Genomic DNA, 8,977 nt, shown 5'->3' with positions numbered 1-8,977 from the left:
GCGTTGTCCAAGCCGCCGGAGCTGAAAGCGATCGCGCCGATGGTCACGTGGTCCGATCCGGACGACGGGCTGTGGACGCGCGGCGGTGCGATCGAACTCGGCATCACCGCGCCCTGGTCCCTCATGATGGGCGCCGACGCGCTGATGCGCCGGCACAGCACCGACCCCGCCGCGCTCGGCGGCAGCCTCGTCGGTCTCGTACAGGACCTCGACGGCCTGGCAGACGGCGGTTACGGCGAACTGCCCGCCGGGCGGTTTCCCGCGTTCGCCCGGCACGACCTTCCCGAGCTGGGCTACGAGCGCTCCCGGCGCGAGCCCGACTGGGCGCGCACGGCCCGGGTCGCGGGCCGGCACGACGAGGTCGACCTGCCCACCTTCCAGGTCGGCGGCTGGTACGACATCTTCACCCAGGGCACGCTGGACAACTTCACCGCCATGCGCAGCGCCGGCCGGCCCGCCACGCTGATCATGGGGCCGTGGAGTCACGCCAACCAGCAGCACGTCATCGGCGACGTCAACTTCGGGTTCGGCGCGAACTCCGCCTTCATGGGCATGCGAGGACCCCTGCACGGCCTCCAGCTCGACTGGTTCCAGCGCACGCTCGGCGACGGTGAGGCGCTGGAGCCGGACATGGGCAGGGTGCTGCTGTTCGTCATGGGCGTCAACCAGTGGCGCGAGGAGACGGAATGGCCCCTGTCGCGGGCCGTGGACACCGACTTCCACCTGCGCGCCGACGGACGCCTGACGCAGGAGCCGCACGCTGCCGCCGAGCAGGCCGAGGAGTTCACCTACGACCCCATGGACCCGGTGCCCACGACCGGCGGCGCACTCCTGATGTCCGACGAGTTCCGTCCCGGGCCACTCGACCAGAGGGACGTGGAGGCGCGTGAGGACGTCCTGGTCTTCACCACCGAACCGCTCACCGCGGACGTCGAGGTGACCGGCCGCGTCAAGGCCGTGCTCTTCGCCGCCACGGACGGGCCCTCGACCGACTGGGTGGCACGGCTGTGTGACGTCGACGAGCACGGCGTCTCCCGCAATGTGACCGACGGCATCGTGCGGGTACGGGCGACCCCGGGTGAGCCGGCCGAGCACGTCGTGGACCTGTGGTCGACCAGCATCGTCTTCCGGGCAGGGCACCGCATACGGGTCCAGGTCACCTCCAGCAATTTCCCCCGCTGGGACCGCAACCTCAACACGGGCGAACCCGAGGAGAACGCGACCACGGCCCGAGTGGCGCGCCAGCAGGTCTTCCACGACCCCGCCCGGCCCTCCCGCATCGTGCTGCCGGTGGTTCCGGCCCGCCAAAAAGCGTAGGCACCACGCCGGGACGGCCACGCCGCCGGCCGAACTGCGGCAGCACGTCCAGCGGTGGTGCGGGGCCGCGAAGCCGGCGTACTCGGTGACCCGGACGGTTCCGGACGGCAAGGCACTGATCGACTGTTCCCATCCGGCTTCGACGGCGGTCCCGAACGAGCCCCCGAATGGGATCGGACAACAAACAAACCCCAGGCTGTTGGCCTGGGGTTTCATCATGGAGCGGGTGACGAGGATCGACCTCGCACTTTCAGCTTGGCAAGCGACGGCGCGTGGAGAGCCGGATGCCTTCTGAGCTGGGCCTATGTGCTTTGGCGTGGCGCCCGGGAGCGCAGCATCGCACCGCTGGTGACCGTGATTGACCGGTCTTACGGGCACGCTATGGGCACGCCGTCGGCTCGGAGGCTCGGGGGAGTCTCAGTGGGCTGCCGACCGCCCAAGGCCTGGAAGCGGGCCTCGGCCAGGAGGGAGCCGTCGCCGACGGGCACAGCGCCCACGGCGCCGAAAGCCGACGGGCGGCGAACACCGACTCCAACGCGGCCCTGCGCCGCCGGTACGGCCACCCGGTCGTGTCCGTCCCGGACAGCCGCAGCAGATCGAACGCGACGAAGTGGGCCGGCCACTCCTGTGCCGCCCGGGCCGTACCTGCACCGCGCCGGGCGAGCCGGTTCTGTAACCGCTCGAACGCGAGGCGACCGGCGGCGTCCCATACGACCAGCTCGCCGTCCAGCGCGGTCGCGTCCGGCAGCTGCACGACCCCGGCCACGACCTCCGGAAACGATGCCGCCATTTCGGTGCCGCGCCTCGAACGCAGCACCACCTGGCCCGCGTCGACGGACAGCAGAGCCCTGAACCCGTCCCACTTGATTCATGCGCTTCTGAGCTGTCCGCGGGATATCGTTCGGCGCCATGTCGATCACTGGATGGCGGGTGCACTTCACCCGTCGAGCTGATGTGGCCGCGGGATGTGTCGCCGATCATGCGGGAGTTCAGCGAGCTGTTTGCGGCTTCGATGAGCAACTGGACGAGTGGCGTGTGCCCGAGGGGCAGCCGTTCCTGATCAGGCCGGTCGGCATGTACGACGTCGAGTCGAACCGGTGCCTTCTCGGTGTGGTCGGCGTCGGCGCCGTGGAACACACAGGCCGCGCCCGCCCGGGATCTGCCTTCAGGGGGGCGGGGCGGACGTTCCCCGGACGACGAGACGGGGGGAGATGACTTGTTCCCCGGCGGGGATCTCCGCACCCTCCAGGCGTGCGACGGCCCGGCCGACGGCGAGCCCGGCGAGGCGTGCGATGTCCTGTCCGACGGTGGTGAGGTCGATGTGGGCCAGGCGGGCCAGATGGCTGTCGTCGAACCCGACGACGGAGATGTCGCCAGGGACCGCGACGCCGGAGCGGAGGAAGAGGTCGAGTACGCCGGTCGCGCAGCGGTCGTTGAAGGCCAGTACGGCGGTGGGGCGCGGGCGGGTGGCCGACAGGGTTCGGGCGGCCTCGGCGCCTTCCTCCTCAGTGAGACCGCCGGGGAGAATGCGGATGAGTTCGCCAAGGCCGTGGCGGTTCATGGCGGTGCGGTAGCCGCGGCGCCGGTCGGCTGCGCCCGGTGCCCGGCCGCCGTCGATGTGGGCGATGTCGCGGTGGCCCAGAGCGACGAGGTGGTCCACCGCCTGGCCGGCTCCCTCGTCGTCGGCGGTCCGTACGACCTCCAGGCCCGGGACGGACGGCCGCAGCCGGCGGGCCACGGAGACGACCGGCAGTTGCCCGGCGAGTTCCGCCAGCCGTGTGGCGGGGGCCTGCGGGCCGAGCAGGATCAGCGCCTCGCAGCGGTCGTCGAGCAGTGTCTCGACGGCGCGCTGCTCGCCGCGCCCGGCGGCCACGGCACTCAACGCGATCTGGTACCCGGCCGGTTCGGCCGCCGCGTAGATGCCCTCCACCAGGTCGGAGTGGAACGGATGCTGGAGGCCGAACTGCACCCCGAGCAGATGGGAGCGGTGGCTGCGGAGCAGCCGGGCCCGGGCGTCGGGTCGGTAACCGATCTCCCGCGCGGCCTGAAGGACGCGCTCGCGGGTGGCCTCGCCGGCCCCCTTCGCGCCGCGCATCACGATGGAGACCAGCGCCGTGGACACCCCTGCCCGTGACGCCACGTCGGCGAGCGTCGGTCGCTTTCCGTTGGGGACCGCTGGGGTCGCCGGCAACCTGTCCTCCCTGGTCGGAGTCGTCTCCTACGGAGTCGACTATAGAACGTTCTAGCTTTCACGGGCCACCGGAGTCTTGACAGGGGAGGGCGACAGCTGGCGTACTGCTGCTCCACGGAGTTCTAGAACGTTCTAGTTCCTTGAACGTTCTAGTCCGAAGTCGCGGAGAGAGGTACGTGGCGATGTACACACTGGCGGCCTGCGCCGAGATGCTCTTCCTGGATCTGCCGATCGACGAGCGGGCACGGCGCATCCATGACGCCGGTTTCCAGGTCGAGATCTGGGACTGGACCCGGCACGACCTTGCCGCTCTGGCCCGGACCCCGGCCGACTTCTCCTCCATGACCGGCTACATCCGCGGCAGTCTGACCGACGAGGAGGGCGCGGCCGAACTCCTGAGCACCGCGGAGGAGTCGCTCAAGGCGGCCGAACAACTGGGCTGCCCTCGCCTGAACCTGCACGGCACCGGACTGGATGGCCAGGGCCTGCCGGTGGTGCCGGTGACCGGTGAGGTCACCGGAGAGATGTGGATCGCCGCCCACCGCACGCTCACCCGCCTCGCCGAGCTGGGCGAGAGCGCCGGGGTCGTCTTCACCCTGGAGAACCTCAACACCGCCGTCGACCACCCCGGGGTGCCGTTCGCGACGGCCGCCGACACCCTGGCCCTGGTCGCGGCCGTGGACCGGCCCGGGCTGCGGATGAATCTGGACCTCTACCACGCCCAGATCGGCGAGGGGAATCTGATCGAGCTGGTCCGCAGGGCCCATGCCCTGGGCCTGATCGGCGAGATCCAGGTGGCCGACGTCCCCGGCCGCCGCGAACCCGGAACCGGGGAGATCAACTACCCCGCCGTCGCCCGCGCCCTGGTGGGCCTCGGCTACGAGGGCACGGTCGCGATGGAGGCGTGGGCCTCCGGTGACAGCGAGCTCGCTCTGGAGCGCTTCCGCTCCGCCTTCACCGTCTGACTGTCTCCATTGCCTGTACCTACCCTGACGACGACGTACGGAGCACCCGCATGACCACCCAGCAGCCTCTCGCCGTCGGCCTCCTCGGCGCCGGACGGATGGGTTCGTTCCACGCCGAGACCCTCGCCCACCGCCTCCCGGGCGTCCGGCTCGGCGCCATCGCCGACCCCACCCCGGGCGCCGCGCGGAGCCTGGGCGACCGGCTCGGCTGCGCCACCGCCTACACCGACATCGGTGAACTGCTCGCCGACCCGCACATCGACGCGGTGGTGATCGCCACCCCGGCCCGTACCCACGCCGACCTGGTCGAGGCGGCCGCCAAGGCGGGCAAGGCGGTCTACTGCGAGAAGCCGATGGCGGTCACCCTCGCCGAGGCCGACCGCGCCATCGCGGCCGCCGCGGATGCGGGCGTGCCCCTCCAGGTGGGCTTCAACCGCCGCTACGACGCGGGCTTCAGAGCCGCCCACGAGAAGATCGCCGCCGGCGCCATCGGCACACCGCAGCTGTTGCGCTCGCTCACCCGCGACCCCGCTCTGGCCGACCCGGCCCGCATACCGCCGTGGACGATCTTCCTGGAGACCCTCATCCATGACTTCGACGTCCTGCGCCACCTCAACCCCGGTGCCGAACCCGTCGAGGTCTTCGCCATGGCGGACGCCCTGATCCGCCCCGACTTCAAGGACCGCGGCCTGCTCGACACCGCCGTCGTCACCGTCCGCTTCGACAACGGCGCCCTCGCCACCGCCGAGGCCAGTTTCCAGGCCGTCTACGGCTATGACGTACGCGCCGAGGTCCTCGGCTCGGCCGGGATGCTCACCATGGGCGACGTCCGCCGCACCCACCTGACCGCATACGGCCCGGACGGCGTCGCCGCCGAGTGCGTCACCTATGACCAACACCTCTTCCACGACGCCTATGTGGCCGAACTCGCCGACTTCACCGACAGCGTCCGCACCCAGCGCACCCCCTCCGCCACCGGCGAGGACGCACGCGCTGCCCTGGCCATCGCCCTCGCCGCCGTCCAGTCCGTCACCACTGGCGGTCCCGTCCGCGTCGACAAGCTCCAAGACCTGTGAAGCACGGGTCTTCGGCCGCAGCGCGGACCCCGGCACCGTGTGACAAGTACGGGGTGACGGCAGGTCAGTCCAACATGCGACACCCCCGCTGCTCGAGTGCGGCGGGGGTGTCGGTGACTAGTACTCCAGCAGGCACTGTCACGTTGGCTGACCGGTGGGATGATCTTCTGGTTGATCAGCCTGGGAAGGGTTGTCCGTGGGGAGCGCGTCGCTGTCGTACAAGGGGCACCGGTACCCGGTCGAGGTCATCTCCCACTGTGTGTGGCTGTACTTCCGCTTCCCGCTGTCATTCCGCGAGGTCGAGGAGCTGATGCTCGAGCGCGGGATCGTCTCCTGCGAGACGGTGCGTCGCTGGTGCGCCAAGTTCGGGCAGGCCTACGCGGGCGCCGCGCTGCGCCGTGGGCAGCCACGGCCCGGTGACAAGTGGCACCTGGACGAGGTCTTCATCAACGACAAGGCCGCGGGCAGGCGCTGCCTCCGCAGGCTGATGAAGAAGACGCGCATGGTGCCGCGGGTGGTCGTCACCGACAAGCTCCGCTCCTACGGCGCCGCCCACCGCGAGGTCATGCCCTCGGTGGAACATCGCTCGCACAAGGGCCTGAACAACCGGGCGGAGAACAGCCACCAACCCACCAGACAGCGCGAACGCGCGATGAGACGCTTCCGCTCCACGGGCGGAGCACAGCGATTCCTGTCCGCGTTCAGCGGTATCTCGCCCCACTTCCGACCCCGCCGCCATCTGATGCCCGCCCACGTCTACCGAGCCGAGACGACCGTCCGCTTCGCCATCTGGGAGCACATCACCGGCGTCGCCGGCCTCGCCACCGCGGCCTGAACACAGCCCGGAACCAGGCTCCACCACACCACACCACGACGCGCCGTCAGGCAGTCACACAGCCAACAATGTGACAACGCCCTCGTTTCTGTTGCCGACGTACGCGGCGGCGCGGCCTGCCGGCCGAGGAGGCGGCTGTCACTTCAGTCGCACCCAGGCGACCCGCTCCGGTGCTCCAGCAGCCGGAGTGAGAAGTCGAGTGCGCGGTCGGCCCGTTCCCGGTCTCCGGACACCAGGAGATCGAGCTGAAGACCCCGTACCTGGGCGAGCAGGAGTGTGGCCAGGGCTGAGGCTTCCTCGGGGGGCCGTCCGTCCTGCGTGAGCCGGTCGGTGAGGATGTCGACCCAGCCGCCGATGATTGGACGCACCAGGTCCCGGTCACCTTCGGGCTTCCAGCCGTGCCGGCCGACCAGCTCGAACAGCAGGAGGAACTGCCTCTGCTCGTGCGGCTCGCACAGTCGCTGCCACACGGCCTTGACCAGCTCGGCCGTGGAGCGCGCCCCGCGGTACTCGGGGGCGGAGGTCAGCTGCTCGGCCAGGTCGGTGCGGATCTTGTCCAGGACTTCCAGGATCAGCTCGTCCTTGGACGAGAAGTGCCGCAGCAGAGTGGCGTGGGTTACGCCGAGAGCCTGGGCCACCGGGCGCAGGGACAGGTCACTGACGCCGTGCTCCAGAACGTACTCGGTGGCCGCCGCCAGCAGTTCCGGCCTGCGGTGCTGGAAGCGAAGCGTCCGCCCGTCCACCCGTGGAGTGCTCATCGCTACCGTGCCTCACTCTCTGCCAGATGAAAATAAGCGTACCAATTGGTTGTCCTAACCGACTGGTACTGCTAATTTCTCGCTCATCGGGTCTCTGCCCCTCCGCAATGTCACTCCTTGGCGCGCGACACCCCCGCGACAAGGACCGAAGAGCCAGACCGGCCGAGCTCCCCCGCCTGCAGCCGTTGGCCTCCCCCTCCCCTCCCCTTCTCCTGAGCGATTGAAGGACCACGATGACAGCTCAGCAGCCGCAGACTCTTGCCGAGATCGGCCTTTTCACCGGTGTGCCGCAGCACGAGAACTTCTGCCGGATCAAGGACCTGGCGGACACCCGCGAGATGGCGCCCGCGCCGAAGCCGCACCCCTGGCCACTGGGCGAGGCGACGACCCTGCCCGCCACTTACAGGTTCGACGACGCCGTCCGGTCGACCGAGGAGTTCCTGGCGGACACGGACACGTCGGCGCTGCTCGTGCTGATCGACGGCGAGATCCGCTACGAGCGCTACCTGCTCACCGGAGGCACGGACGTGCCGTGGCTGTCCATGTCCGTGTCCAAGAGCTTCGTCTCCGCCCTCGTCGGCATCGCCGTCGAGGAGGGCCACATCCGCAGCATCGACGAGCCGATCAGCGCCTACGTCCCCGTCCGGCCCGGCTCCGCCTACGACGGCATCGCGATCCGGGACGTGCTGCAGATGTCGTCCGGTGCCCGCTGGAACGAGGACTACAACGACCCGGCCTCGGACATCTGGCTGCTCAGCATGGCCACGTTGGGCATCGAGGGCGCACTCGACGACTTCGTCGCGAACATGGCACGCGAGAGCGAGCCAGGCACCGTCTGTCGCTACAACTCCGGCGAGACCCAGGTGCTCGGCGCGCTCGTGGCCCGGGCGACCGGCCGCACGGTTGCCGACTACATGCGGGAGAAGCTGTGCGAGCCGCTCGGCATGGCCTCACCCGGCCGCTGGGTCCTCGACCCGGCCGGGACGGAGATGGCGTACGGCGGGCTCAACCTCACCGCGCGTGACTACGCCCGGATCGGCGAGCTGTACCGCAACGGTGGTGTGTGGCAGGGCGAGCAGGTCGTGCCCGCGCAATGGGTGCGCGACTCCGTGACCGTCGCCGCCCCGCACCTGGAGCCCGGCGGCCCGATCGTCGGCGGCCACCGGCTCGGCCTGGGCTACGGCTACCAGTGGTGGATCCCGGACGGAGACCGCGGTGAGTTCAGCGCCATCGGTGTCTACAACCAGTTCGTCTACGTCGACCCGACCGCCCGCACCACCATCGTCAAGCTGTCGGCCAACCGCAGGTACGGCACTTCCACGGAGGAGTCCACCAACCGAGAGATGGAAACCGTCGCCTTCCTGCGCGCGATCGCCCAGCACGACCACTGAGGCGGCGCCGTCACCCGAGCCAACGGCGTCCGCGGGTGGCCGCCCGTGTCCCGCGCCGGCCGAGAAGGCCGGGCTGACGACAGACAGACGAAATCCTCTTCAGCCTCCACCCGGCCGTCGGCACCGGTCAGGAAGAGGGTGGGGTTCCGCTTCCGCGCCGGCGAAACTGAAGGCGAACGCGCAGCCCCTGCCAGACGTCCTCGGGCAGGACGAGGGTCTGGCCGGGGATGAGCGAGGCAGGCAGTGCGGGCGGTGTGGCGGGTACAGGAGACGGTCCTGCCGACGTCTCTTGCTTGCAAACGGCGAACGGCTTGATCCGGATGGTCGCCTGGGCCTGAGGCTGGGGCCGCGCTTCAGCGAGGCAGCAGGACCTCGACCTGCCTGCGGATGTCCTGCACGATCTCCTCGACGCTCAAGGCGATGTTCACGCTCGCCGCCATGCTG

The 8,977-nt window shown here is 70.0% G+C and carries 8 protein-coding genes; 5 read left to right on the top strand and 3 right to left on the bottom strand.

What is annotated here, in order from left to right:
* Positions 1-1,317, top strand: a 1,317-nt coding sequence (locus ABT147_RS46665) for a CocE/NonD family hydrolase (protein WP_351418534.1), incomplete at its 5' end; no start/stop codon positions are given.
* A 379-nt stretch (positions 1,318-1,696) separates the two neighbouring features.
* Here the strand turns inward: ABT147_RS46665 and ABT147_RS46660 are convergent.
* Together ABT147_RS46660 and ABT147_RS46655 are read right to left on the bottom strand one after the other, a co-directional pair.
* The gene (locus tag ABT147_RS46660) at positions 1,697-2,185 is read right to left on the bottom strand and encodes an ATP-dependent DNA ligase (protein ID WP_351418539.1); all 489 of its coding nucleotides are present in this window, start codon (positions 2,183-2,185) and stop codon (positions 1,697-1,699) included.
* Positions 2,186-2,482: 297 nt separating this feature from the next.
* Positions 2,483-3,508, bottom strand: coding sequence for a LacI family DNA-binding transcriptional regulator (locus ABT147_RS46655; RefSeq protein ID WP_351418532.1), 1,026 nt, complete (start codon positions 3,506-3,508; stop codon positions 2,483-2,485).
* A gap of 182 nt (positions 3,509-3,690) precedes the next feature.
* Here ABT147_RS46655 and ABT147_RS46650 point away from each other — a divergent pair, with 182 nt between their 5' ends.
* From ABT147_RS46650 to ABT147_RS46640, 3 genes are all read left to right on the top strand, one after another.
* Positions 3,691-4,473 (top strand): TIM barrel protein, encoded by a 783-nt coding sequence (locus ABT147_RS46650; protein ID WP_351418537.1) that lies wholly within the window; start codon positions 3,691-3,693, stop codon positions 4,471-4,473.
* Positions 4,474-4,523: 50 nt separating this feature from the next.
* Positions 4,524-5,549, top strand: a complete 1,026-nt coding sequence (locus ABT147_RS46645; RefSeq protein WP_351418529.1) for a Gfo/Idh/MocA family oxidoreductase — start codon at positions 4,524-4,526, stop codon at positions 5,547-5,549.
* Between the two features lie 196 nt (positions 5,550-5,745).
* The gene (locus ABT147_RS46640) at positions 5,746-6,384 is read left to right on the top strand and encodes a DDE-type integrase/transposase/recombinase (protein ID WP_351418527.1); all 639 of its coding nucleotides are present in this window, start codon (positions 5,746-5,748) and stop codon (positions 6,382-6,384) included.
* Positions 6,385-6,527: 143 nt separating this feature from the next.
* Here ABT147_RS46640 and ABT147_RS46635 read toward each other — a convergent pair whose 3' ends face one another.
* On the bottom strand, positions 6,528-7,142 hold the full coding sequence (locus tag ABT147_RS46635) for a TetR/AcrR family transcriptional regulator (RefSeq protein ID WP_351418525.1): 615 nt from the start codon (positions 7,140-7,142) through the stop codon (positions 6,528-6,530).
* A 233-nt stretch (positions 7,143-7,375) separates the two neighbouring features.
* On the opposite strand from ABT147_RS46635, the gene ABT147_RS46630 reads away from it, so the two are divergent.
* A complete protein-coding gene (locus ABT147_RS46630; RefSeq protein WP_351418523.1) occupies positions 7,376-8,533 on the top strand; it encodes a serine hydrolase domain-containing protein in 1,158 nt (385 codons plus the stop codon).
* The last annotated feature ends 444 nt before the right edge of the window (positions 8,534-8,977 follow it).

The organism is Streptomyces sp. NPDC001868, assembly GCF_040297125.1.
Taxonomy (GTDB): Bacteria; Actinomycetota; Actinomycetes; order Streptomycetales; family Streptomycetaceae; genus Streptomyces.
Note: the sequence above shows the minus strand (reverse complement) of the source record. Positions and strands in the feature narration are given on the sequence as shown.

Excerpts from the sequence above, each read along its gene's own strand:
- ABT147_RS46650 (WP_351418537.1), top strand. The coding sequence starts at position 3,691 with ATGTACACACTGGCGGCCTGCGCCGAGATGCTCTTCCTGGATCTGCCG.
- ABT147_RS46645 (WP_351418529.1), top strand. The coding sequence starts at position 4,524 with ATGACCACCCAGCAGCCTCTCGCCGTCGGCCTCCTCGGCGCCGGACGG.
- ABT147_RS46635 (WP_351418525.1), bottom strand. The coding sequence starts at position 7,142 with ATGAGCACTCCACGGGTGGACGGGCGGACGCTTCGCTTCCAGCACCGC.
- ABT147_RS46630 (WP_351418523.1), top strand. The coding sequence starts at position 7,376 with ATGACAGCTCAGCAGCCGCAGACTCTTGCCGAGATCGGCCTTTTCACC.